At 66.9% G+C, this 22,496-nt stretch carries 19 protein-coding genes and 2 tRNA genes; 17 read left to right on the plus strand and 4 right to left on the minus strand.

Annotated elements, in window-relative coordinates; genetic code table 11:
- Nucleotides 1-7: 7 nt before the first annotated feature.
- The 3 genes from BSTEL_RS02320 (at nucleotide 8) to BSTEL_RS02330 (ending at nucleotide 3,276) form a co-directional block, all read left to right on the plus strand.
- A complete protein-coding gene (locus tag BSTEL_RS02320; protein ID WP_156963127.1) occupies nucleotides 8-1,267 on the plus strand; it encodes an MFS transporter in 1,260 nt (419 codons plus the stop codon).
- A 144-nt stretch (nucleotides 1,268-1,411) separates the two neighbouring features.
- Complete coding sequence (locus tag BSTEL_RS02325; protein ID WP_084686060.1) at nucleotides 1,412-2,938, plus strand: DHA2 family efflux MFS transporter permease subunit; 1,527 nt, start codon at nucleotides 1,412-1,414, stop codon at nucleotides 2,936-2,938.
- Between the two features lie 261 nt (nucleotides 2,939-3,199).
- Nucleotides 3,200-3,276: transfer RNA gene (locus tag BSTEL_RS02330), tRNA-Asp, on the plus strand.
- Nucleotides 3,277-3,422: 146 nt separating this feature from the next.
- Here BSTEL_RS02330 and BSTEL_RS02335 read toward each other — a convergent pair.
- Nucleotides 3,423-4,373, minus strand: a complete 951-nt coding sequence (locus BSTEL_RS02335) for an ROK family glucokinase (protein ID WP_034526673.1) — start codon at nucleotides 4,371-4,373, stop codon at nucleotides 3,423-3,425.
- 530 nt (nucleotides 4,374-4,903) lie between these two features.
- Between BSTEL_RS02335 and BSTEL_RS02340 the strand changes: the two genes are divergently transcribed.
- Nucleotides 4,904-6,313: an NAD-dependent succinate-semialdehyde dehydrogenase gene (locus BSTEL_RS02340; RefSeq protein ID WP_034526676.1), complete on the plus strand. Its 1,410-nt coding sequence runs from the start codon at nucleotides 4,904-4,906 to the stop codon at nucleotides 6,311-6,313.
- Between the two features lie 79 nt (nucleotides 6,314-6,392).
- Here BSTEL_RS02340 and BSTEL_RS12295 read toward each other — a convergent pair whose 3' ends face one another.
- Complete coding sequence (locus BSTEL_RS12295; protein ID WP_034526677.1) at nucleotides 6,393-7,391, minus strand: EamA family transporter; 999 nt, start codon at nucleotides 7,389-7,391, stop codon at nucleotides 6,393-6,395.
- Nucleotides 7,392-7,683: 292 nt separating this feature from the next.
- Between BSTEL_RS12295 and BSTEL_RS02350 the strand changes: the two genes are divergently transcribed.
- Nucleotides 7,684-8,511 carry a hypothetical protein gene (locus tag BSTEL_RS02350; protein WP_034526679.1) on the plus strand — a complete coding sequence of 276 codons (828 nt, stop codon included), beginning with the start codon at nucleotides 7,684-7,686 and terminating at the stop codon, nucleotides 8,509-8,511.
- Nucleotides 8,512-8,682: 171 nt separating this feature from the next.
- On the opposite strand, the gene BSTEL_RS02355 is transcribed toward BSTEL_RS02350, so the two are convergent.
- On the minus strand, nucleotides 8,683-9,111 hold the full coding sequence (locus BSTEL_RS02355) for a hypothetical protein (protein WP_034526681.1): 429 nt from the start codon (nucleotides 9,109-9,111) through the stop codon (nucleotides 8,683-8,685).
- A gap of 410 nt (nucleotides 9,112-9,521) precedes the next feature.
- Here BSTEL_RS02355 and BSTEL_RS02360 point away from each other — a divergent pair.
- The 9 genes from BSTEL_RS02360 (at nucleotide 9,522) to BSTEL_RS02400 (ending at nucleotide 17,665) form a co-directional block, all read left to right on the plus strand.
- Nucleotides 9,522-9,595, plus strand: a tRNA-Ile gene (locus BSTEL_RS02360).
- Nucleotides 9,596-9,967: 372 nt separating this feature from the next.
- Nucleotides 9,968-10,180 carry a 50S ribosomal protein L31 gene (rpmE, locus tag BSTEL_RS02365; RefSeq protein WP_034526683.1) on the plus strand — a complete coding sequence of 71 codons (213 nt, stop codon included), beginning with the start codon at nucleotides 9,968-9,970 and terminating at the stop codon, nucleotides 10,178-10,180.
- 171 nt (nucleotides 10,181-10,351) lie between these two features.
- Nucleotides 10,352-11,440 carry a peptide chain release factor 1 gene (prfA, locus tag BSTEL_RS02370; RefSeq protein ID WP_034526733.1) on the plus strand — a complete coding sequence of 363 codons (1,089 nt, stop codon included), beginning with the start codon at nucleotides 10,352-10,354 and terminating at the stop codon, nucleotides 11,438-11,440.
- A 2-nt stretch (nucleotides 11,441-11,442) separates the two neighbouring features.
- Nucleotides 11,443-12,324, plus strand: coding sequence for a peptide chain release factor N(5)-glutamine methyltransferase (gene prmC, locus BSTEL_RS02375; RefSeq protein ID WP_034526735.1), 882 nt, complete (start codon nucleotides 11,443-11,445; stop codon nucleotides 12,322-12,324).
- A 325-nt stretch (nucleotides 12,325-12,649) separates the two neighbouring features.
- A complete protein-coding gene (locus BSTEL_RS02380) occupies nucleotides 12,650-13,828 on the plus strand; it encodes an ABC transporter substrate-binding protein (RefSeq protein WP_034526684.1) in 1,179 nt (392 codons plus the stop codon).
- Nucleotides 13,829-14,040: 212 nt separating this feature from the next.
- On the plus strand, nucleotides 14,041-14,967 hold the full coding sequence (locus BSTEL_RS02385) for a branched-chain amino acid ABC transporter permease (RefSeq protein ID WP_034526686.1): 927 nt from the start codon (nucleotides 14,041-14,043) through the stop codon (nucleotides 14,965-14,967).
- Between the two features lies 1 nt (nucleotide 14,968).
- Nucleotides 14,969-16,090 carry a branched-chain amino acid ABC transporter permease gene (locus BSTEL_RS02390; RefSeq protein ID WP_034526688.1) on the plus strand — a complete coding sequence of 374 codons (1,122 nt, stop codon included), beginning with the start codon at nucleotides 14,969-14,971 and terminating at the stop codon, nucleotides 16,088-16,090.
- Nucleotide 16,091: 1 nt separating this feature from the next.
- Nucleotides 16,092-16,961: an ABC transporter ATP-binding protein gene (locus BSTEL_RS02395; protein WP_034526689.1), complete on the plus strand. Its 870-nt coding sequence runs from the start codon at nucleotides 16,092-16,094 to the stop codon at nucleotides 16,959-16,961.
- Nucleotides 16,961-17,665: an ABC transporter ATP-binding protein gene (locus BSTEL_RS02400; protein ID WP_034526692.1), complete on the plus strand. Its 705-nt coding sequence runs from the start codon at nucleotides 16,961-16,963 to the stop codon at nucleotides 17,663-17,665. Before BSTEL_RS02395 ends, BSTEL_RS02400 begins: the two co-directional genes overlap by 1 nt.
- Nucleotides 17,666-17,883: 218 nt before the next feature.
- Here the strand turns inward: BSTEL_RS02400 and BSTEL_RS02405 are convergent, their stop codons facing one another.
- A complete protein-coding gene (locus BSTEL_RS02405; RefSeq protein WP_193788484.1) occupies nucleotides 17,884-18,486 on the minus strand; it encodes a DapH/DapD/GlmU-related protein in 603 nt (200 codons plus the stop codon).
- Nucleotides 18,487-18,924: 438 nt separating this feature from the next.
- Here BSTEL_RS02405 and BSTEL_RS02410 point away from each other — a divergent pair, with 438 nt between their 5' ends.
- Genes BSTEL_RS02410 through guaB form a run of 3 tightly spaced genes read left to right on the plus strand, consistent with a single transcriptional unit; the run spans nucleotide 18,925 to nucleotide 22,373 of the window.
- On the plus strand, nucleotides 18,925-19,572 hold the full coding sequence (locus BSTEL_RS02410; RefSeq protein ID WP_034526694.1) for an L-threonylcarbamoyladenylate synthase: 648 nt from the start codon (nucleotides 18,925-18,927) through the stop codon (nucleotides 19,570-19,572).
- Nucleotides 19,569-20,777 (plus strand): MraY family glycosyltransferase, encoded by a 1,209-nt coding sequence (locus tag BSTEL_RS02415; RefSeq protein WP_084686062.1) that lies wholly within the window; start codon nucleotides 19,569-19,571, stop codon nucleotides 20,775-20,777. The genes BSTEL_RS02410 and BSTEL_RS02415 overlap by 4 nt, the downstream gene beginning before the upstream one ends.
- A gap of 45 nt (nucleotides 20,778-20,822) precedes the next feature.
- A complete protein-coding gene (gene guaB, locus BSTEL_RS02420; protein ID WP_034526696.1) occupies nucleotides 20,823-22,373 on the plus strand; it encodes an IMP dehydrogenase in 1,551 nt (516 codons plus the stop codon).
- Nucleotides 22,374-22,496 lie beyond the last annotated feature (123 nt).

Here is a 22,496-nt window from a genome sequence, read left to right on the forward strand (position 1 = left end):
CCGCCCGATGAACGCCACGAAGGCAGCGCCGCCCCTCCTGGCGGCCCTCATCTTCCTGGTGGCGCTGAACCTGCGTCCCGCGGTCGCCGGCGTCGGACCGGTGCTCACGCGCATCGGCGACGATCTCGGCTGGGGCGAGAGCGTGCTCGGCGTGCTCGGCGCGATGCCGCTGTGGGCGTTCGCCGCCGTCAGCCCGCTGGTCCGGTTCGCGGAAAGGCGTCTTGGCGCGGACGGCACCGTCCTCGCCGCGCTGCTCGTCCTCGCCGCCGGCGACCTCGTCCGATCGTTCGGCGGTCCTGCCGGCGTGTGGCTGGGCACGTTCGCCGTCGGCGCGGGCATCGCCGCCGGCAACGTGCTCGTGCCGGTCATCGCGAAACGTGACTACGCCCGTCACGTCGCCGTCGCCACGGGCGTGTACTCCGGCTGCATCACCGCCGGCTCCGCCATCGCCGGCCTCACCGCCGCGCCGCTCGCCGCCGCGCTCGGCGGCTGGCGGCCGGCGCTCGCCGTCTGGGCCGTGCCTCCGCTCGTCGTCGCCGCATTGTGGTCGATCCGCGTGGCGCGCGGGATGCGGGGGAATGGGAACGGTGACGGCGATGACGGCGCGTCGTCGTCGACATCGCACGTCGCCGGTACCGCGGCGCACGTCGCCGCCGGTACCGCCACGGATGCCGCCGTCACGGACGTGCGTCCGCTGTGGCGTCGCCCGATGACATGGTGGGTGACGTTGTTCATGGGATTGCAGTCGGCCGCGTTCTACACGATGTCGAACTGGCTGCCCTCGCTCGCCGCGGCCGCCGGATTCTCCGAATCGCAGGCCGGCGTCCAACTGTTCGTCTTCCAATCGCTCGGCATCCTCTCCGGCCTCCTGATCCCCGCGCTGATGCATGTGCGCGGCAACCAGATATGCGCGGCGCTCGCCGCCAGCGTGCCGATGGTCGTCGCCGGATGCGGATGGCTGCTGGCACCCGCCGCGTCGATGCTGTGGAGCGTGATCGGCGGCATGGGCCAGGGCGCGTCGCTGGTCGTTGCGCTCACGCTGATCGCCCTGCGCGGCCGCACCCCGTCCGACACGGTCGCGTTGTCCGGCATGGCGCAGTCGCTCGGCTATCTGGTCGCCTCCGTCGGCCCGCTCGCCTTCGGCACGCTGGCCGAACTGTCCGGCGCATGGGTCGCGCCGCTCGTCCTGTTCACCGCGCTCGCCGCCGCGCAGTGCGTGGTCGCGGTATTGGCTGGCGACGAGCGCCGTCCGTCCGTCGTTGCGTGAGACCGGCAGAGTGCGTTTCGCGTAACATTCGCCCGTACGATGACATTGTTTGATATGCAACAATCCGCGATACCGTGACGTCGTCATCGCGGATCGACCGCATCAACCGAATCGAACGAATCGACGGACGGAAGGACGGCACGCATGCGCGGACATGACGGACACGACACCCAGAACGCACGGGCGGCACGCGCGGGGGAGTCGGTGGAATCCGCGCGAACCGGCCGTGACGGCGGCGGCGCTACGGACGCCGCCAAACGGCCCGTCGCGCCGAGACTCGTCGTCACCGTCGTCGCGCTCGCCATCCTCACGTTCCTCGGCATCCTGTCCGAAACATCGCTCAACATCGCCTACTCGACGCTGATGGCCGAGTTCGCGATTGACGCGTCCACCGTGCAATGGCTCACCACCGGCTACCTGCTGCTGTTGTCCGTCGCGATCCCGAGCTCGCCGTTCATGGTGCGCCGGTTCGCGACGAAGCGGCTGTTCGTCGCCGCCGTCGCGATCTTCACGCTCGGCACGCTGATCGGCGCGCTCGCCGCGAGCTTCCCGATGCTGCTCGCCGCGCGTCTCGTCATGGCGCTCGGCACCGGCATCTCGCTGCCGCTCATCACCACCATCATCCTGGAGAAGGCGCCGCTCGAACAGCGCGGCGCGATGCTCGGCATCGTGAGCCTCGTCACCTGCGCCGCGCCCGCCATCGGCCCGGTGTTCGGCGGCATCGTGATGGAATGGCTCGACTGGCATTGGATCTTCTACGCGATGCTGCCGTTCCTTGTGGTCTCCTTCGCGCTCGGCGTCGCCACCGTGCCGGAGATCCGGCATCCGGGCGACGCGGAGCAGGCGCGCATCAGCGTGCCGTCGCTGCTGCTGGTCGCGCTCGGACTCGCGGGGCTGATCGTCGCGGTCAGCTTCTTCGCCGCGTGGAACGGCGACTGGCGGTTCTGGGCGACGCTTTTTAGCGCCGTCGCTGTGCTCGCCGTGTTCGCCGCCGTGCAGCTGAAGATGGGCCGTCCGCTCGTCGAGGTGCGCGTGTTCGGCTACCCCGGGTTCACGCTCGGCATGCTCATCCTGCTCATGGCCTCGGGCGGAGTGCTCGGCCTCAACTTCATGCTGCCGATCCTGCTGCAACGCGGCTTCGGATTCGGATCGCTCGTCGCCGCGCTGATCCTCCTGCCCGGCGCGGTGGTCGGCGCGATCGCCGCACCGATGATCGGCGGCGCACTGAAGGGTCACTTTCCGCCGAAGTTCATCCTGTGCGGCTTCCTCGGCGTCACCGTGATGGACGCGGCAATCATCGTCGCCTACCGCAACGTGGCCGCGGTGGCCGTCGCCTACGCGCTGTTCATGGCGTGCTCCGGATTCGTGCTCGTGCCCGACCAGACGCACGCGTTGAACCAGCTGCCCGCGCGGCTCAACGCGGACGGTTCCGCCGTGATGAACACGGTCCAGCAGCTCGCCGGCGCGATCGGCACCGCCGTCGCGAGCGCGCTGATTACCGAGTTCTCGGCCGCCGCCGCGCGTTCCGGCGCCTCGACCGCCGCATCGTATCTGCTCGGCTTCGCGTCGAGCATGTGGCCGCTCGCCGGCATGGCCGTATGCGGCGCCGTGCTCGCCGCGCTCATGTTCCGCTTCTCCACGCGCCGCCCGCCGGAGCTGGTCGAGGCATGAGTTTCGTGTGGTTCGCGCGTGCCGGTGCGCCCGTCGTCGGATTCCCGATGGCATTGGCGCCGTGGTTGCGGTGAAGATGCTGCTGGGGTAGGGGAGCGCCGGAGTGTTTCGGACCGTTTGAGACCACTTGGAATCACCGGGTTTTCCGGTGATGGGCGCGGGGGGCCGCTGTGGAATCGCAAGCGCGACACGCCGAGGGTTGCGTGAGTCGCGGATGTCGGTAATATATCTACTCGTGCTTGCACAGCGCAAGTGCGAAACGGCCGCGTAGCTCAGTTGGTTAGAGCGCCGCCCTGTCACGGCGGAGGTCGCCGGTTCAAGTCCGGTCGTGGTCGCCAAAGAAAGCCCCGTCATTGCGACGGGGCTTTCGCGTTTTTTACGTCTCGATTCCCATGGTGCGGTAAATCCGCCATGGTGCGGTGGTGGAAAATGGCTATTTTCCACCGATGTGGAGATTGTGTGTTACCGCACCATGGGAATATGCTTACCGCAGGGCGAGGTTGGCGGCGCCGATGAGGCCGGCGTCCTGGCCGGCGGTGGCGGCGACGATCTTCGCGTGGCTGCGGTAGGCGCTGCCTTCGAGGAATCGCGCGTAGTTGTAGCGGGCCGGCTCGAGCAGGATGTCGCCGACGGCCACCACGCCGCCGCCGATCACGAAGATGTCCGGGTCGAGCACGGCGGCGACCGCGGCCATCGTGCGGCCCAGCCATTCGCCGATCTTGCCGAACGCGTACAGGCCGAGCTCGTCGCCCTCCTGCGCGGCCTGGGAGACCATCGGGCCCTCCAGCTTCGTGATGTCGCCGCCGCACAGCTCCATCAGGCGCTTTGCGTCCTGCGGACGGCGGCGCACGGCCGACTTGGCGAAGTTCTCGAGCGAGGTGCCGGACGTGTAGCGTTCGGCGCAGCCGCGCAGGCCGCAGCCGCAGTGGTCGCCGTCCGGGACCATCGGCAGGTGGCCGAGCTCGGCGGCCATGCCGAACGAGCCGCGGTACAGCTCGCCGTTGATGACGATCGCGCCGCCGAGACCGGTGCCGACGGTGAGCGCCACCATGTTGCGGTGCCCCTGGCCTGCGCCGTGCACGTATTCGCCCCAGCCGGCGCAGTTCGCGTCGTTCTCGACGACGACCGGCACGGCGTGGTCGATGAGCTCGCCCACGTGCTCGGACAGGTTGTAGTCGATCCACGCGGGGATGTTCGCGGCGAAGGTCAGGGTCTTGCGATCCGCGGCGACGTTGCCGGCTGCGGAGATGCCGATCGCCTGGATGTCGGTGTGGCCGGCGGCGATGGCCTCACGGTAGATTTCGGCGATGTTCTGGTTGATGGCATCGGCATCCATCGGCGTGGGCACGCGCCAACGCTGGATGATGCTATCGTTTTCATCGCAAACGGCACCCGCGATCTTGGTTCCTCCGATGTCGATGGCCAGCGTGGTCATGTGCTCTCCTTTGATTGGTTACGAACGTTGTAGACACTGGAATCATAACGTTTGCGGGTGACGTCGCAGGGCTGCGAAACGCACGTTCTGTCCGCATGATGGCATGTTCTGTTGCATTGCGGTGACTGGGAGCGCTCACAACAAACGAACTCGCACAGGGAAAACCGGCAAACGATTGCATGCGAGTTTCGATTCTCCCGGTAGTGCTTCGCCTCTCTCCCCGCGAAGGCGAGATGAATCGTCGGGCATTTCTGCAACGTGGTCGTCGTCGCGGGGACTGCGACCGCGACCACGCCGTCGTGTCGGCGAGACAACGGCCGTACTGACCGATGCCGTGCCGTCTGTGAGGCAAATCACGGTCGATATGTAGAGTGCCTCCCATACCTGCGAGGGCCACGGGGCACCATGAATATTACGAGTGTCGTGTTATTGCGGGGCATCGGTCGAAGCGGGCCGGTGGCACGGCTCCGGGCCAAGTCGGCGATGCGACGAGGCCGCATCCCCAACGGACCAGCAAAGGACCCATCACAATGACGTATGCAACCATCAACCCGTACACCGGCGAAACCGTCGCCACCTTCCCGAACGCCACCGCCGACGAGGTCGACGCCGCGCTTGACAACGCGCATCGCGCCTTCCTCGCATGGCGCGACCTGCCGATCGCGCAGCGCGTCGCCGTGCTCGAACAGGCCGCGCGCATCCTCGAAGCGAACCGCGGGGACTACGCCGCCACCATCACGCTCGAAATGGGCAAGACCGCGGCGGAGGCGGCCGGCGAGATCGACATCTGCGTGTCGATGCTGCGCTACTACGTGGAACACGGCGAGGAGCTGCTCGCCCCGCGCTTCCTGCCCGCCAAAGGCTACGGCGACACCGACGTGCAGCTCGTCAACGATCCGATGGGCGTGATCTTCGCCGTCGAACCATGGAACTTCCCCTACTATCAGGTCGTGCGCATCACCGCGCCGCAGCTCACCGCCGGCAACGTCATCGTGCTCAAGCACGCCTCGAACGTGCCGCAGTGCGCCGCGCGCATGGAGGAGCTGTTCCGACTCGCCGCCGAAAACGCCGGCATCGACGGGGACGTGGCAGGCGGGCTCCTCACCAACCTGTACCTGCCCCACGACCAGACCGAGCGCGTCATCGCCAGCCCGTACGTGCGCGGCGTGGCGCTCACCGGTTCCGAGAAGGCCGGTGCGCTTGTGGCCTCGCTCGCCGCGAAGCACTTGAAGAAGAGCACGCTGGAGCTCGGCGGTGCCGACGCGTTCATCGTGCTTTCCGACGCCGACGTGGACAAGGCCGCCGACTGGGCGGTGCAGGGACGCAACTGGAACGCCGGTCAGGTGTGCGTCTCCTCGAAGCGGCTCATCGTGGTCGACGAGGCGTACGACCGGTTCCTCGCCCGCTACCGCGAAGGCGCGGCGAAGCTCGTCGCCGGTGATCCGAACGACCCGAAGACGACGCTCGCGCCGCTGTCGAGCGAGGGCGCGAAGCGCACGCTGCAGCGGCAGGTCGACGAGGCCGTGGCACAGGGAGCCAAGGTCGAATACCTCGCCGACGTGCCGGAAACCGGCGCGTTCTTCCCGCCCGCGCTGCTCACCGACGTGAGCGAAAGCAACGACGCGTTCCACACCGAGTTCTTCGGGCCGGTCGCGCAGCTGTACCGTGCGAAGGACGAGGACGACGCGGTGCGCATCGCCAACGACTCGCCGTTCGGGCTCGGCGGCTCCGTGTTCAGTCGGGACATCCGCCATGCGCAGCAGGTGGCGCGCCGGCTCGACACCGGCATGGTCGCCGTCAACCATCCGACCATCGTCGCGGCGGACATCCCGTTCGGCGGCGTGAAGAACTCCGGCTACGGCCATGAGCTCATCGACCTGGGATTGAAGGAGTTCGTCAACCAGAAGGTCATCGCCGTGGGCGACATCGACGCCCTGTGACGGTTGAGGCTGCGGGTATTGGCGATCGTGTGGGCCGCCGGGCCGGTGCGGCGAAGGTCCTTCGCGCGGCCACGAACGGTTACGGGCGCTTCGGACGCTCCAGATGGCGACGCGCCAGGTCGAACGTGTAGACGGCGAGGGCGAGCCAGATCACCGAGAACGAGACGAATCGGTGGGCGGGCACGTGTTCGCCGAGCACCGCGATGCCGAGGATCAGCTGGATGGTGGGCGTGATGTACTGCGTGAAGCTCAACGTGAGGAACGCCGCATGCCGCACGCCGTACGAGGTGAGCACGAGCGGGATCGCGGTGAGCAGGCCGCAACCGGCGAGCAGCGCCCACACCCACCATGGCTCCCCGGCGGGCACGCCGAACCGCGGCTGCGCGGCGAGCGCCGCGAACGCGAACGGCGCGAGCACGCCGGTCTCGAACGTCAACGATTGGAACGGGTCGAGCGGAATGAACCGTTTGATCAGGCAATACCCGGAGTAGCTGAACGTCATGAGCAGGGCGAGACCGGGGAACGCGCCCGTGTCGAGCACGTAGAGCGCGCCGCCCGCCAGCGCGACCCCCATCGAGACGAGGCCGAGCCGCGTGGCCCGTTCATGCAGGATGACCAGCGCGAGCGCCATGTTGATGAGCGGCATGAGGAAGTTCGCGGCGCTCGCCTCGGAGGTGCGCCCGACGGCGACGAGCCGGATGTACACGACCCAGTCGATGGTGACGAGCACGGCGGCCGCGACCTCCATCCAGAAGACGCACGGCTTATGCCACATGGCCTTCACCGCGGCGGCGAATCCGCGCCAGCGTCGCGTGGCCAGCATGAACAGCGCCATGACGACGGCCGCCGTGAGAATGCGGTAGAGCATCACGTTCATCGACGGCACGGTGGCGAGCGCCGCCCAGTACAGGGGGAACATGCCATAGACGAACGCCTGGGCGAGCGTCGCGGCGACGCCCCGCGGCGTCTGCACGACGCGTTCGCCGGTTTGCGTCGTCGTCGCCGGGGCGCGTTCGGCGGCGGTGTCGCCGCCTGCGCTCGTCGCGTCGTGTGCGTGAGGTGCCGGTTCGTTCGTCATGTCGTCTTTCGTCGTGGTCGATGGTGGTTGGTGATTGCGGCCGGTGGCGATTGTATCGCGTCCGCGGAATGGTGTGCGGCGTCCGCGGGAATGGGGTGCGGTCATCGTGCGGAATGGTGTGTGGCGGCGCGCGAAACCCGCGATGGTGGTGGATAAAGGCGTGCTCGTCCACCGGGTTTTCCACCGTCGGGCACGGGCATGTGGATGGGTTTGCCCGTGCCGCGACGGGGTTCTACCGTGGGGTGCACGGGGAGGGCGACGGCGCCTTCCGCAGGATCTCGGAGGGGGAATCATGATGATGGTCGATATGCCGGATGGTCTGGTGGCCGATGTGCCGCGTGGCGTGCCGGTCGGCACCGGCATGGTCGCGGCGGAGAATTCCAATCGCGGCGGTGATGCAGGTGTCCGTGGGGCTCGCGCCCATGACGGGGATGATATTCCGCGGGACGTGCCGGTCGCGACGATCCGGGTGGCCGATGTGGTCGCCTTGTTCCGTGAGAACGATCTGGTGACGTATGGGGATGCGCGGCGCGAGTTCTTCATCCAGTTGAATCTCAATCCGTTCCGGCCGCGGTCGCGCGCGTTCCACGAGCATGTGGAGGACGCGTTCGCCCAATGGTTCGCGTTCGATTATCATCTCGACGTCTCCGGTCTGACGCCGTTCGCCGTGGCCGCCGCGTATGAGCGTCTCGACCGCGGCGATCTGGGGGAGCGGGGCTATCGCGATCTGTGCGAGATGTCATCCTCGAACGTGGCCTCGTGGTTCTGGGTGCGTGGCGCGTGCGCCGGGGCGGGTGTCGTGACGGTGGAGGATCTGGCGCATGGCGGCGTGCTCGACGTGCGTGACCGGGCGGCGGCGCGGCGGTTCGACGGCGCGTGCGGCGGCACGATCATCGGTCGCGTGGCGGAGGTGCGCGGCGTGTGGCGCATGCCGTGGGTGACGCTGTATGAGGCGCATACGCCGGACGACGACGCGTTCCGTGCGCATGTGGCGGCTTCGCTGCGTGCGTGGGAGCCGGGGTATGTGGATTACGCGCGTCTGCTGTTCGGTCGGGACCGTCGTCTCAAGGTCGATTGGGAGGAGGTGGCGGATGCGGGCTCGACGCGGTTGCGTGGATGACGTCGCGTCCACGCCGATGCCGCCGTGGTGATGGACGCTGTGGTGACGGATGCCGCGTGATGGTGGCGGAACGCACAGGGCCGTGGCCGGAGACTGATGCTCCGGGCCACGACCCTTCGGTGTTGCTGGTGCGGACGCGCCCTTGCGTCGGTACCGGGCGATGCGTGCGGATCAGTACTTGTTGGCGCCGGTGCCGACGAAGTTCACCTTGAATCCGTGCTGGTAGTGCAGGAACATGCTGGCGCCGTAGCGGTCGACCGGACGGTGGGTGAACAGCATGCGGATCGCGAACGCGATCTGCACGTCCTCCGGCAGGGCGAGGAACGCCTTGTGCGCGTCCCAGTAGGGTTCGCGCACGATGGCGGCGTCCGGCACGTAGGCGTAGCCGTAGCCGTCCTCGTTCACGTAGCCCATGAACGGCAGGTCCCACGCGTTGTAGCGGGTGAGCTTGGCCTTGTATTCCTCGACCTCGGCCAGCGCGGCGTCGCTGATGCCGAACGACTTGGCGACCTTGTTGGCTTCTGCGGTCTTCTCCTCCGGGGTCTTGTCGAACATGTCGAAGTTGACGGTGATTTCCTTGTCCGTGGTTTCCTCTGCCATGACTGCGTCCTTCCTTAATCGAATCGAACATTACCTATGTTCGATTCTGTGGTGAGAAAATGTACGTTTTATCCGATGTTGCTTGGGATTCTCGTTGATTCCTTGGTGAACATCTGCGATACAGATTAGCACTGTGTGAGCGCTCAAGGTATTGAAAATACGCAATTTCCGGCCTTGTTAACGTGGGCTTTACCTCGCTGGGAGGTATTGTGCGCCTTCTTGGCTTCGTGTGCGAATGACTATGTAATCTACCATCGTCAATGGTAGGTATTTCATGGAAGCGAACAATCGTGTTCGTTTCCATGCGGCGATCCGGCGTGTCGCGGAATGGAGGTGGGTCGCAGGTGGCCGGCGGCGGATGGTGGCGGAGGGCGTGGGCGGTCCGTAGGGCCGGTACAATCGTGAGGGTTGCCCCCGTAGCTCAGTCGGTTAGAGCAGCACCCTTATAAGGTGTTTGTCCTGGGTTCAAGTCCCAGCGGGGGCACTTGTTATTTCGTTATTTCGGCCCCCTCTGACGAGGGGGCTCCCGGCGAAGCCGGGTGGGGGAGAGAAGAAGAGCGGCCGTAAGGCCGCGGGGAAATCGAATCGGCCTTCGGCCGATGCCGTATCTTCTGCGGCCTTGAGGCCGCCGTCTCTCCCCCAGTCCGCTGACGCGGACAGCCCCCTCGTCAGAGGGGGCCAGGGCGATGGGCTCCCGTTCGTCCTTCGCCCATTGGAACGGTCCTTCGTCGGAGGGGGGCCGGCGCTGCCGCGTGTCCCAAGTGTCGGGGCGGGGGACTATCATCCACTAGGTTCCGGTTCACGCCAGCCATAGGGGCGTGGCGACCCGGGTCACCTGAATTCCTTAGGAGACATCATGAAGCAGGGTATCCATCCCGATTACCATGCCGTCGAGGTCCTGTGCTCGTGCGGCAACACCTTCGTCACTCGTTCCACCTACAAGGGCGACCACATGACGGTCGACGTGTGCTCGAAGTGCCACCCCTTCTACACCGGCAAGCAGAAGATCCTCGACACCGGCGGCCGCGTCGCCCGCTTCGAGCGTCGCTACGGCAAGAAGGCCAAGTAGCATACTTGACGCCAGTCCCGCGAGACGGGTCGGCGCGCTTCGGCGTACCGTCCCGCCACCATTCGCAGGACTGGCGTTTTTGTATGCCCGCGCACACGGCGGCGCGTCCGGACCATGCCGTCCGCGAACCGCGAAACCGAACACCATACCGATCCCGAGGAAGACAAGACCATGGCAGACGAACAGTTCCCCGCGGCGGCGACCGCGCTGGAGGAATACCGGAACATCGAACAGGAGATGGCCAGCCCCGAGGTGGTGACCAACCCGGACAAGATGCGCAAGCTTGGCCGCCGTCACGCCGAGCTCGGCGCGATCGTCTCCGCATACAAGACCTACCTTGCCGTGCGCGACGACCTCGAAGCCGCCCGCGAGATGGCCGGCGAGGACCCCGACTTCGCGGCCGAGGCCAAGCGTCTCGAGGCCGAACTGCCCGCCGCCGAGGAGAAGCTTCGCACCGCGCTCATCCCGCGCGACCCGGACGACGCGCGCGACACGATCATGGAGATCAAGGCCGGCACCGGCGGCGAGGAGGCCGCGCTGTTCGCCGGCGACCTGCTGCGCATGTACACCCGCTACGCGGAGAAGCGCGGCTGGACCGTCACCATCCAGTCGGAGAACGGCACCGAGCTCGGCGGCGTCAAGGACGTGCAGATCGCCATCCGCGCCAAGGGCACGCCTGCGCCGGAGGACGGCGTGTGGGCGTCCCTCAAGTACGAGGGCGGCGTGCACCGCGTGCAGCGCATCCCCGTCACCGAATCGCAGGGCCGCATCCAGACCTCCGCGGCCGGCGTGATCGTCTTCCCCGAGGCCGACGAGGACGACGATGAGATCGAGATCGATCCGAAGGACCTGAAGATCGACATCTTCATGAGCTCCGGCCCCGGCGGACAGTCCGTGAACACCACGTACTCCGCGGTGCGCATGACGCACATCCCCACCGGCATCACCGTGAACATGCAGGACGAGAAGTCGCAGATCCAGAACCGCGCCGCCGCGCTGCGCGTGCTCAAGAGCCGCCTGCTCGCCATGAAGCACGAGCAGGAGGCCGCCGAGGCCGCCGACATGCGCCACTCGCAGGTGCGTTCGCTCGACCGCTCCGAACGCATCCGCACGTACAACTTCCCGGAGAACCGCATCGTCGACCATCGCACCAACTACAAGGCGTACAACCTCGACCAGGTGCTCGACGGCGACCTGCAGGCCGTGATCGACTCCGACATCCAGGCCGACGAGGCCGAGCGTCTCGCCAACCAGAAGTGATGATGGACATCGACGACATGATCCGCGCCGCGGCCGCGCGGCTGCGCGAGGCGGGCGTCGACACGCCCGAGCATGACGCGAAGCTCCTGCTCGCCGAGGCGGCGGGCGTGGAACTGCGCGACGTCGACAAGGCGCTCCTCATGGGCGATCCGCTCGACGTCGACGCAGACCGCTTCGATGCGATGGTCGCCCGCCGCGCCACTCGCGAGCCGCTGCAGCACATCACCGGCCACGCGCCGTTCCGCTACCTCGACCTCAAGGTCGGCCCGGGCGTGTTCATCCCACGGCCGGAGACCGAGACCGTCGTGCAGGCGGGGCTCGACTGGATCACGCGCAACGGGCTGTACCACCCGATCGTCGTCGACCTGTGCGCCGGCTCGGGCGCGATCGGCCTCGCCGTCGCGACCGAGGTGCCCGGCGCCGAGGTGTGGGCCGTCGAGAAATCGCCGGAAGCGTACGCGTGGACGGAACGCAACCGCGACCTCGTCGCACGCGCGAACCCGACCGCCGGCTACAACTACCATCTCGAACTCGGCGACGCGACCAGCACGCTCACCCTTCCGCAGCTCGACGGGCGCGTGGACGTCGTCATCACGAACCCGCCGTACGTGCCGCTCGACCAGATCCCCGAACAGCCGGAGGTGCGCGACCACGATCCCGCGCTCGCGCTGTACGGCGGCTCGGCGGACGGCGCGCTCATCCCCGAGCGGATCGTGCTGCGCGCCGCGCGGCTGCTGCGTGCCGGCGGCGTGCTCGTCATGGAGCACGACGTGACGCAGGGGGAGCGGCTCGTCGCCTACGCGCGCGCGAACGGCTTCGCCTCGGCGCGCACCGAGAACGACTGGACCGGCCGCCCGCGTTTCCTCTTCGCCGAACGCGCATAGCCGAGGCCTCCCTCGTCACGGGGGAGGCCTTCGTGTCTCGGAATATGGAAAATGACCGCTATGTGGGCTCGAATGTGGGTTGTCTCACAATAAGAAACACCATTGCGGGCGGTACCGGCATGCCTGTATAACAGTCGGCGGCAAGCATCGTGGAAGAGGAGACACGGGTGCCGCGCATGGCCACAAGCCGTGCGGCCGCACGCCGACAGGAGTCCCGCGCGCACATCATGCGCGTTCCCGCACGAGCCGGCAGTCCCGGAGGGTCCGGGAAGAGGCTCATGGCCGCGATGCGCAATTCACGAAGAAGAAAGAAGGCAGAACAGTCATGTTCTCCAAGAAGATGATCGCGGCCGGCGCGGCCGCCGTCATGGCCATGTCCCTCGCCGGATGCTCCGGCGGCAGCATGGACGACTCCTCCAGCTCCAGCTCCGCCGCCTCGGGCGACACCATCACCATCGGTTCCGTGACCACCAACTCCGGCACCGCCGCCGCGTACGGCGAGGCCGAGGTCAAGGGCTTCGAGCTGGCCGTCTCCGAGATCAACGCCAAGGGCGGCATCAACGGCAAGAAGGTCAAGCTGGAGTCCCTCGACGACAAGGGCGACGCCACCGAGGCGTCCAACGCCTACAACAAGCTCGCCGCCGACAACAGCGTGCTCGCCGTGGCCGGCCCGACCATCTCCGCCACCACCGCCGCCGTCGCGCCGCTGGCCGACCAGACCAAGCTGGTCACCATCGCCCCGGCCGCCACCGCCGACTCCATCGAGACCGGCAACTACCTGTTCCGCACCTGCTTCAAGGACTCCTACCAGGGTGAGGTGGCCGCCCGCTTCGCCGCCGAGAACCTGAAGGTCAAGAAGGTCGCCGTGCTCTACGGCACCGGCGATCCGTACTCCTCCGGCGTGGGCGAGGCCTTCGCCAAGGCCGCCGAGAAGCTCGGCATGCAGGTGGTCGACAAGGAGAGCTCCTCCTCCGCCGACGACACCGAGTACTCCGCCCAGCTGCAGAAGATCCAGGCCTCCGGCGCCGAGCTGCTGTACGCCCCGTACTACTACTCCGTGGCCGGCCCGTACATCATCCCGCAGGCCCGCTCCGTCGGCTTCGAGGGCTACGTGATGGGCCCCGACGGCTACGACGGCCTCAAGCTCACCGGCGACAAGTCCCAGTACGACAAGACCTTCTACACCACCCACTACTCGGCCGACGACACCTCCAACACCAAGGTGCAGGACTTCATCAAGTCCTACAAGGCCAAGAACAACGCCGATCCGAACACCTTCGCCGCCCTCGGCTACGACACGATCTACATGATCAAGCAGGCCATCGAGAAGGCCGGCAAGAGCGCCACCCGCGAGGACGTGCGCAACGCCGTCGCCGGCATGAGCTTCGAAGGCGTCACCGGCAAGTTCACGATGGACAAGTCCGGCTCGCCGACCAAGTCCGTGATCGTGCTCGAGCTCAAGGACGGCAAGCCCGTCTACAACACCACCGTCCAGCCCAAGTGAGCCACGCTCCAGTGAGTTCCGCCCACCAGGGTCGCGACGCGTGACGCGATGAGAACAGGAGAGCGGCCGGTTCGCCGGCCCTCTCCGTTTTTGCGTTTTCATGCGTCCGTTCCGTCCGGTTCGGATGGTTCCGATTCGGATGGTTCCGATTCCGTTCGTTTCAATTCCGTCAGTTCCGATTCCATCAATCTCATAGAAAGAAAGGGGGAGCGATGACCGATCAGATCATCATGTTCATCAGCCAGCTGTTCAGCGGTCTCAAGATCGGCAGCGTCTACGCGCTCGTGGCGCTCGGCTACACCATGGTCTACGGCATCATCCGACTGATCAACTTCGCCCACGGCGATTTCATCATGGTCGGCGCCTACGTGCTGATGCTCACCATTCCCGCCATCGTCGCCGCGGGGCTGCCCGCCTGGGTGGCGATCGTCCCGGCCGTCCTCGTCTGCGTGGCCGTCGGCATCATCGTCGAGAAGGCCGCCTACAAGCCGGTGCGTGAGAAGGGCAATTCGATGACCGCCCTCATCACCGCCATCGCCATGTCGCTGCTGCTGGAGAACGGCGCCCAGGCCATCTTCGGCGCCGACTTCCAGACCGTCCCGACGATCTTCCACCTGCCGTCCATCGCGTTCGGCAAGCTCAAGCTGCCCGGTGACACGCTCCTGACCATCGTGCTCGGCCTGATCATCATGATCGGCCTGCAGCTGTTCGTCAAGTTCACCAAGCAGGGCAAGGCCATGCGCGCCGTCTCCGAGGACAAGGAGGCCGCCGTGCTCATGGGCATCAACGTGAACTCCACGATCGCCCTCACCTTCGCGATCGGCTCCGGCCTCGCCGCCGTCGCCTCGCTCATGTACTGCGCCGCCTACCCGCAGGTCTCCCCGATGATGGGCGCCATGCTCGGCCTCAAGGCGTTCGTCGCCGCCGTGCTCGGCGGCATCGGCTCGATTCCGGGCGCCATGATCGGCGGCATCGCCATCGGCCTCGTCGAGAGCCTCACCAAGGCGTACATCGGCACGATCACCGGCGGCGTCATCACCTCGGCGTTCTCCGACGCCATCGTGTTCGCCATCCTGATCGTCGTGCTGCTGGTCAAGCCGTCCGGCATCATGGGCAAGAACGAGGGAGAGAAGGTCTGATATGAAGAAGTCCATGCTTTCCACGAGGCAGTCGTACCTCGTGTGCTTCCTCGGCATCCTCGCGTCGTTCGGCGTCGTCATGGCGCTGTGCGAGTCCGGCATCGCCAACTCCTACATCAAGGGCATCATGATGACCGCGTGCATCGCCATCATCATGACCACCTCGCTGAACCTCACGATCGGCGTGCTCGGCCAGCTGACGCTCGGCTGCTGCGGCTTCGAGGCGATCGGCGCGTACGTGGCGGCCCTCGCCTCCAAGTACATGGTCGCCGCCGGCATGCTCGTCGACCCGACGCTGCGCTTCCTCGTCACCACGCTGCTCGGCGGCGTCGTGGCCTGCGTGTTCGGCATCCTCATCGGCATCCCGGCGCTGCGCCTGCACGGCGACTATCTCGCCATCATCACGCTCGGCTTCGGCGAGATCATCCGCGTCATCATCCAGAACCTCAAGGTGGCCGGCGGCATGGGCCTCGACAAGGGCGCGGCCGGCCAGGCGCTCATCGGCATCGAACGCACCGCCAACCTGTACATCGTGTTCTGGATCATGATCATCACCGTCGTGGTGCTGTTCATGTTCGGCCGCTCCCGCTACGGCCGCGCCGTCAAGGCCATCCGCGACGACGAGATCGCCGCCGGTGCCTCCGGCCTCAACACCACGTACCTCAAGGTGCTCGTCTTCGCGATCTCCGCGTTCTTCGCCGGCATCGCGGGCGGCATCTTCGCCCAGTACATCGGCTCGCTCAACCCGACGATGGCCGGCTGGCTCAACTCCATCAACTACGTGATCATGGTCGTCTTCGGCGGCATGGGCTCGATCACCGGCTCGATCGTCTCCGCGATCGGCCTGACGATCCTGCCGGAGCTGCTGCGCGCGTTCGCCGACTACCGCATGCTCGCGTACTCGGTGGTGCTCGTGCTCGTCATGATCTTCCGCCCGCAGGGCATCTTCGGCTCCTGGGAGTTCTCGCTGCCGCGCCTCGTGAACCGTCTGCTGTTCCGCAACCCGAAGGCCGAGGCCGAGGAGAAGGCCGAAGCCGCCGGCAAGACGGACGACGCGGCCGAGACCGGGACTGAGACCGAGGCCGCCGAGACCGCCGCAACCACGGAAACGAAGGAGGCGTGAGATGACTGACGCGAAGAACAGCGAACAGCCCATCCTCAAGGCCGAGCATCTCGGCATCACCTTCGGCGGCCTCAAGGCCGTCTCCGACTTCAACATGACGATCCGCAAGGGCGAGCTCATCGGCCTGATCGGCCCGAACGGCGCCGGCAAGACCACCGTGTTCAACCTGCTGACCGGCGTGTACAAGCCCACGGAAGGCGACTTCTGGCTCGACGGGCAGCACATGAACGGCAAGAAGACCTACCAGGTCGTGCGCGCCGGCATCGCCCGTACCTTCCAGAACATCCGCCTGTTCAAGCAGCTCACGGTCGAGCAGAACGTGCTCGTCGCCTTCGACGAGTCGTTCAGCTACCACATGGGCGGCGCCATCTTCCGCACCCCGCGCTTCTGGAAGCAGGAGAACGAGATGCACGCCAAGGCGATGGACCTGCTCAAGATCTTCGACCTCGACGGTCTCGCCTCCACGCAGGCCGCGAACCTGCCGTACGGCCAGCAGCGCAAGCTCGAGATCGCGCGCGCCCTCGCCACCGGCATGAAGCTGCTGCTCCTCGACGAGCCGGCCGCCGGCATGAACCCGACCGAGACCGAGGATCTGCTGCGCTGCATCAACACGATCCGCGACCGCTTCGGCATCGCGATCCTGCTCATCGAACACGACATGAGCCTCGTGATGAGCGTGTGCCAGCGCATCCAGGTGCTCGACTACGGCCGCACGATCGCCTCCGGCACCCCGGAGGAGATCGCCAACAACCCGCAGGTCATCTCCGCCTACCTCGGCGCCGACGACTCCGACGACGCCGAAGCCGACTCCACCGACCACGCGACGCCCGAACCGAGCATCGCCAAGACCATGCAGGAAGGGGCACGCTGATGCTGGAAATCAAGGATCTGTGCGTCTCCTACGGCGCGATCGAGGCGGTCAAGGGCATCAGCCTGACCGTGAACGACGGCGAGATCGTCTCGCTGATCGGCGCGAACGGCGCCGGCAAGACGACGACGCTGCACACGATCACCGGCCTCGTGCCGGCCAAGTCCGGCTCGATCGTCTACGACGGCCACGACCTGCTCAAGACGCACGCGAACAAGATCGTGACCCTCGGCATGGCGCACGTGCCGGAAGGCCGCCACGTGTTCACCCGCATGACCGTGCAGGAGAACCTGGAGATGGGCGCGTTCAGCCTCAAGGACCAGTCCGGTCTGGGCAAGGACCTCGAGATGGTGTTCGACTACTTCCCGCGCCTGAAGGAGCGCCGCCGCCAGCTGGCCGGCACGCTCTCCGGCGGCGAGCAGCAGATGGTCGCCATGGGCCGCGCCTTGATGAGCCATCCGAAGACCATCCTCATGGACGAGCCTTCGATGGGCCTGTCGCCGCTGCTCGTCAAGGAGATCTTCAACATCATCGTGACGCTGCGCAAGGAGGGCATCACCGTGCTCCTCGTCGAGCAGAACGCGAAGATGGCCCTGTCCATCGCCGACCGCGCCTACGTGCTCGAAACGGGCCGCATCACGATGGAGGGCAAGGCCTCCGACCTCCTCCACGACGAAAAGGTCCGCAAGGCCTACCTCGGCGCGTGAGCCGATTGTGGTTCGGCTCCCTCTGATGAGGGAGCTGTCGCGGCGTAGCCGCGACTGAGGGAGAGACAGGAGCGGCCGTAGGCCGCGGGAGATACGGCATCGGCCGAAGGCCGATTCGATTTTCCCGCGTCCTACGGCCGCTCTTCTTCTCTCCCTCCGTCATCGCTTCGCGATGACACCTCCCTCCTCAGAGGGAGGCAAGGCCCCCACGTCGCGTCTCACGCCCGGCAGTAGTCCTGATACACGCTGGCGTCCTTGTCGGTGATGGTCTTGATCACGCGGGCCGGGTTGCCGACGGCCACTGAGTTCGCGGGGATGTCCCTGGTGACGACCGCGCCGGCGCCGATCACGCAGCCGTCGCCGATCGTCACGCCGCCGAGCACGGTCACGTTGCCGCCGAACCAGCAGTTCGAACCGATCACGATAGGCTCGCCGTATTCGTAGTCGTAGCTGGTGCCGTCCTCGCGCGTGCGCACGTTGCGGTCCTGCCACCTGAGCGGGTGCATCGGCGGCAGCAGGGAGACGTTCGGGCCGAACAGCACGTCGTCGCCGATCGTGACCGGCGCGCAGTCGAGCACGGTGAAGTTGAAGTTCGCGAACACGCGGTCGCCGATGGTCGTGTGGCATCCGTAGTCGAAGAAGACGGGGCCCATCACGTCGAGGTTCGCGCCGTGGCCGGGCAGCAGTTCGTCGAGGATCGCGGCGCGCGTCGCGTCGTCGTGGCGGGAGGTCGCGTTGAAGCGCGTGCACAGGTCACCGGCCTTGCGGCGCAATGCGTCGAGTTCCGGGTCGGAGGCGTCGTACAGTTTGCCGTCGAGCATCTCCTCGCGTTCGGAACGGCGCGGCGTCGGCAGTTCGACGGGCGGAATCGCGAAGACGGGGGAGTCGGTTGCGGCGGAATCGTTGGAAACGTTGTCATCGGCGGTGACGTCGGTCATGATGCTCCTTTGCGTGATGGTATCGGCCCCCTCTGATGAGGGGGCTCCCGGCGAAGCCGGGTGGGGGAGAGACCGCGGCGTCAGCCGCCGGAAAACGGCATCGGCCGAAGGCCGATTCGATTCTCCTGCGGTGGAGCCCGCCCATCTTCTCTCCCTCCGTCCGCCGAAGGCGGACACCTCCCTCGTCAGAGGGAGGTAGACAAAGCCGGCAGGGTTTGCGCACCAGCATACGTGTACGAGCGTACATAACGGCGTATGTGTGGCGGTCGAGGTGCGATGGTGCAATGATGGATTGTGGAAACAGGTTTCAGGAGGCGTTCGATGAGTGAGATTCGTGCGATCGACGACGACGCGCTGCGCGAGGCGGCGGCGATCGTGAGGGACGGCGGACTGGTGGTCATCCCCACGGACACGGTGTACGGGATCGCCGGCGACCCGCGGTCCGCGGACGCCATCGACCGCATCTACGAGCTCAAGCGCCGCCCGCGCTTCAAGGCGCTGCAGGTGCTGCTCGCCGGCATCGACCAGCTCGACGGAATCGGCCTCGACCTGCCCGCCCCGCTCAACCGTCTCGCCGCGCGGTTCCTGCCCGGCGCGTTCTCGCCGATCGCCGTCGCGCGCGAAGGCTGCACGCTGAAGACCGTCGCCAAGGACGGCACGCAGGGCATCCGCGTGCCCAATTCTGCGCTCACGCTGCGCATCCTCAAGGCCACCGGCCCGCTCGCCGCGTCCAGCGCGAACCTGTCCGGCGACGAAAGCGCGCAAAGCGTCCACGAGGCTTTCGAGGCGTTCGGCGACGCCGTCGCCCTCTACCTCGACGGCGGTTCGACGCCCGGCCACGTCTCCAGCACCGTCGTCGCCGCCGACCCGCACGAGCGCGACGGCATCGCCATCCTGCGCGAAGGCGTGATCCCGCAATCCGAGATTCGCGCCGCGCTGCACGTCAACGGGGGAGGACTCGGCGCATGAGGATCTACCTGTTCATCGCCGCCATCGCCGGCGGTGCCACGTACCTGCTCACGCCGATCGTGCGCCACGTGGCGATCGAGATCGGCGCGGTCGGCGAGGTGCGCGCCCGCGACGTCCACAAGATCCCGACGCCGCGCATGGGCGGTCTCGGCATGATGCTCGGCTTCGCCGTCGCCATGCTGTTCGCCAGCCGCATCAGCTTCATCCAGGGACTGTTCCAAGGCAGCCATCTGCCGTGGGTCGTGCTCGCCGGCGCGGTCATGATCTGCCTGCTCGGCATGGCCGACGACCTGTGGGACCTCGACTGGATGTTGAAGCTCGCCGGGCAGCTGCTCATCTCCGTGTTCGTCGCGTGGGGCGGCCTGCAGATCATCTCCCTGCCGCTCGGCTCGCTCGTCACCGCCTCGCCGAGCCTGTCGATGGCGATCACCGCGTTCCTCATCGTCGCGTCGATCAACGCGGTCAACTTCGTCGACGGCCTCGACGGCCTCGCCTCCGGCATCGTCGCGATCGGCGGCATCGCGTTCGCGATCTACTCGTACATCCTCGCGCGCACGTCGCCCTCCTACGCGTCGATGGCGACGCTCATCGACGTGGCGCTCGTCGGCATCTGCGTCGGATTCATCCTGCACAACTGGCATCCGGCGAAACTGTTCATGGGCGATTCCGGCTCGATGCTGCTCGGCTACCTCATCACCTGCGCGTCGATCGTGATGACCGGCCGCATCGACCCCGCCTCCGTGCACACGAGCATGTACCTGCCCGTCTTCATGCCGATCCTGCTGCCGATCCTCGTGCTGTTCCTGCCCGTGCTCGACATGTGCCTGGCGATCGTGCGCAGGCTCGCGAAGGGCCAGTCGCCGATGCACCCGGACCGCATGCACCTGCACCACCGCATGCTCAGGATCGGCCACACGGTGCGCGGCGCCGTCGCGATCCTGTGGTCGTGGGCCGCGCTCATCTCGTTCGGCTCGCTGATGATCCTGTTCTTCAGGGCGTGGCACGTGTTCGTCGGCATGGCGGTCGTGGGCGCGGTGCTCGCCGTCGTCACGATGTACCCGTACCTCAAGCGTCGCGTGCCCGAGATCATGGAGGAGAACGCGCGCGAGGCGGTCGCCAAGGCGGAGCACGCCTCCGGCCGCGTCAACATGGGCGATCCGGATGACGTGGACGGCGACGGCAAGGCCTCGGGGAACGCCGTATAACACCGCCCACCGCGCAACGTCACCCCACGTTCTTATAGTGGACGCATGGCTACAAACCCCGATATGAACGCGCAGTCCGCGTACGCTCCGCTCCCTCCGATCTTCGCCAAGCTCGGCCTCGCCTATGACGATGTCCTGCTGCTGCCGAACGAGACGGACGTCATTCCCTCCGAGGTGGACACCACCACCCATCTGACCCGTAAGATCACGATGAAGGCCCCGGTCCTCTCCGCCGCCATGGACACCGTGACCGAGTCCGAGATGGCCATCGCCATGGCCCGCAACGGCGGCATCGGCGTGCTGCACCGCAATCTCTCCATCGACGACCAGGCCGCCCAGGTCGACGTCGTCAAGCGTTCCGAATCCGGCATGATCACCGACCCGCTGACCGTGAACCCGGACGTCACCCTCGCCGACCTCGACAAGCTGTGCGGCAAGTTCCACATCTCCGGTCTGCCGGTCGTCGACAGGGACAACAAGCTCGTCGGCATCATCACCAACCGCGACATGCGCTTCATCGCGTCCGAGGACTACGACCACCTCAAGGTCAAGGACGTCATGACCCGCGAGAACCTCATCACCGGCCCGTCCAACATCTCCAAGGAGGACGCGCACGACCTGCTCGCCAAACACAAGGTCGAGAAGCTGCCGCTCGTCGACGCCGAAGGCCACCTGACCGGCCTGATCACCGTGAAGGACTTCGTCAAGACCGAGCAGTACCCGGACGCCACCAAGGACGAGCAGGGCCGCCTGCGCGTCGCCGCCGGCGTCGGCTTCCTCGGCGACGCCTGGCAGCGCGCCTCCGCCCTGATGGAGGCCGGCGTCGACGTGCTCGTCGTCGACACCGCGAACGGCGAGGCCCGTCTCGCCCTCGACATGATCTCCCGCCTCAAGCATGACTCCGCCTTCGACGGCGTGCAGATCATCGGCGGCAACGTCGGCACCCGTTCCGGCGCGCAGGCGATGATCGACGCCGGCGCCGACGCCGTCAAGGTCGGCATCGGACCGGGCTCCATCTGCACCACGCGCGTGGTCGCCGGCGTCGGCGTCCCGCAGCTCACCGCCGTGTACGAGGCCGCCCAGGCCTGCCGCGCGGCCGGCGTGCCCTGCATCGCCGACGGCGGCATCCACTACTCCGGCGACATCGCCAAGGCCCTCGTGGCCGGCGCGTCCTCCGTGATGCTCGGCGGCACCCTCGCCGGCTGCGAGGAGGCCCCGGGCGAGAAGGTGCTCCTGCACGGCAAGCAGTACAAGCTGTACCGTGGCATGGGCTCCCTCGGCGCGATGGCCCCGCGCGGCAAGAAGTCCTACTCCAAGGACCGCTACTTCCAGGCCGACGTCACCTCCAACGACAAGGTCGTGCCGGAGGGCGTCGAGGGCGAGGTCCCGTACCGCGGACCGCTCAACGCCGTGCTCTACCAGATGCTCGGCGGCCTGCACCAGTCGATGTTCTACATCGGCGCCCACAACATCTCCGAGATGGCCGAGAAGGGCCGCTTCATCCGCATCACCGACGCCGGCCTGCGCGAGTCGCATCCGCACGACATCGTGATGACGGCCGAGGCGCCGAACTACTCCGGCTTCCACGCCAACTGATCGGCGCGTCCAGTCGGGTAGCGTATGACGCGTGAGTGGGGTCCCACCGTTCTGATGGGACCCCACTTCGCGTTTTGGGGGAGCGGCGTGACGTGCGCCGCCGTCGCGCCTACGCCGTGCACG

Source organism: Bifidobacterium stellenboschense (genome assembly GCF_000741785.1).
In the GTDB taxonomy this organism is placed as follows: Bacteria; Actinomycetota; Actinomycetes; order Actinomycetales; family Bifidobacteriaceae; genus Bifidobacterium; species Bifidobacterium stellenboschense.

Excerpts from the sequence above, each read along its gene's own strand:
- BSTEL_RS02320 (WP_156963127.1), top strand. The coding sequence starts at position 8 with ATGAACGCCACGAAGGCAGCGCCGCCCCTCCTGGCGGCCCTCATCTTC.
- BSTEL_RS02325 (WP_084686060.1), top strand. The coding sequence starts at position 1,412 with ATGCGCGGACATGACGGACACGACACCCAGAACGCACGGGCGGCACGC.
- BSTEL_RS02335 (WP_034526673.1), bottom strand. The coding sequence starts at position 4,373 with ATGACCACGCTGGCCATCGACATCGGAGGAACCAAGATCGCGGGTGCC.
- BSTEL_RS02340 (WP_034526676.1), top strand. The coding sequence starts at position 4,904 with ATGACGTATGCAACCATCAACCCGTACACCGGCGAAACCGTCGCCACC.
- BSTEL_RS12295 (WP_034526677.1), bottom strand. The coding sequence starts at position 7,391 with ATGACGAACGAACCGGCACCTCACGCACACGACGCGACGAGCGCAGGC.
- BSTEL_RS02350 (WP_034526679.1), top strand. The coding sequence starts at position 7,684 with ATGATGATGGTCGATATGCCGGATGGTCTGGTGGCCGATGTGCCGCGT.
- BSTEL_RS02355 (WP_034526681.1), bottom strand. The coding sequence starts at position 9,111 with ATGGCAGAGGAAACCACGGACAAGGAAATCACCGTCAACTTCGACATG.
- rpmE (WP_034526683.1), top strand. The coding sequence starts at position 9,968 with ATGAAGCAGGGTATCCATCCCGATTACCATGCCGTCGAGGTCCTGTGC.
- prfA (WP_034526733.1), top strand. The coding sequence starts at position 10,352 with ATGGCAGACGAACAGTTCCCCGCGGCGGCGACCGCGCTGGAGGAATAC.
- prmC (WP_034526735.1), top strand. The coding sequence starts at position 11,443 with ATGGACATCGACGACATGATCCGCGCCGCGGCCGCGCGGCTGCGCGAG.
- BSTEL_RS02380 (WP_034526684.1), top strand. The coding sequence starts at position 12,650 with ATGTTCTCCAAGAAGATGATCGCGGCCGGCGCGGCCGCCGTCATGGCC.
- BSTEL_RS02385 (WP_034526686.1), top strand. The coding sequence starts at position 14,041 with ATGACCGATCAGATCATCATGTTCATCAGCCAGCTGTTCAGCGGTCTC.
- BSTEL_RS02390 (WP_034526688.1), top strand. The coding sequence starts at position 14,969 with ATGAAGAAGTCCATGCTTTCCACGAGGCAGTCGTACCTCGTGTGCTTC.
- BSTEL_RS02395 (WP_034526689.1), top strand. The coding sequence starts at position 16,092 with ATGACTGACGCGAAGAACAGCGAACAGCCCATCCTCAAGGCCGAGCAT.
- BSTEL_RS02400 (WP_034526692.1), top strand. The coding sequence starts at position 16,961 with ATGCTGGAAATCAAGGATCTGTGCGTCTCCTACGGCGCGATCGAGGCG.
- BSTEL_RS02405 (WP_193788484.1), bottom strand. The coding sequence starts at position 18,486 with ATGCTCGACGGCAAACTGTACGACGCCTCCGACCCGGAACTCGACGCA.
- BSTEL_RS02410 (WP_034526694.1), top strand. The coding sequence starts at position 18,925 with ATGAGTGAGATTCGTGCGATCGACGACGACGCGCTGCGCGAGGCGGCG.
- BSTEL_RS02415 (WP_084686062.1), top strand. The coding sequence starts at position 19,569 with ATGAGGATCTACCTGTTCATCGCCGCCATCGCCGGCGGTGCCACGTAC.
- guaB (WP_034526696.1), top strand. The coding sequence starts at position 20,823 with ATGGCTACAAACCCCGATATGAACGCGCAGTCCGCGTACGCTCCGCTC.